The sequence below is a fragment of the Vibrio sp. 1727 genome, assembly GCF_033344415.1.
GTDB classification, from domain to species: Bacteria; Pseudomonadota; Gammaproteobacteria; order Enterobacterales; family Vibrionaceae; genus Vibrio; species Vibrio alginolyticus.
This window is the reverse complement of the sequence record NZ_JAWPOT010000626.1, coordinates 1-531: the sequence shown is the minus strand read 5'-3', so window position 1 is coordinate 531 and position 531 is coordinate 1. Positions and strand designations below refer to the sequence as shown.

Sequence of the window (531 nt, the reverse complement as noted above, 5' to 3'; positions counted from 1 at the left end):
GGAGAACAAAACAGATGTGGCGCTTCCTTTCGCAAATACCCCATTAAGTGCGCCGCGTGCTTGGCCTGCACGCTCTTTCATCACGATCACAGAGATCAACGCATCACCAAGCGTACCTAGCTCTCGGCTTTGAGTCTGTGCAATCAAAACGTCAATGTTGTCGATGATGAGCTGATTCAGGTTGGAGTAATAACCAAAAGGTGCGGTTTGAGGCGAAAGGCGGGCGAACCCTTGTCGAACCTGATTGAGTCGATTGAGCTGTACTTGGACATCTTGGAGTAAGTCGTAGCTATCGCTGCTGCTAATTAATGGCGTGTTAAGTTGAACCAATGAATTGATCGCGTCATCGACTTTTTTTCTTTGCTGAGTCAGCTTTTGCACGATCTCAGTTTTGCCTTGGCTACCCAGTACGCCGGCTGTTAGTCCACGTTCGACGGCGAGATTATGCGCTAGGTTGTCGTAGTGGGTGATTAAGGTCACTAGCTGCTGATCTTTCAGGGCTTGGTGGGACTGAGTGTTTAAATTAATGGT

At 48.4% G+C, this 531-nt stretch carries 1 protein-coding gene; it reads right to left on the bottom strand.

Annotated features, from left to right (window positions below; all coding sequences use genetic code 11):
- Nucleotides 1-531, bottom strand: a 531-nt coding sequence (locus R8O10_RS27275) for a nitrate- and nitrite sensing domain-containing protein (protein ID WP_318192240.1), incomplete at both ends; no start/stop codon positions are given.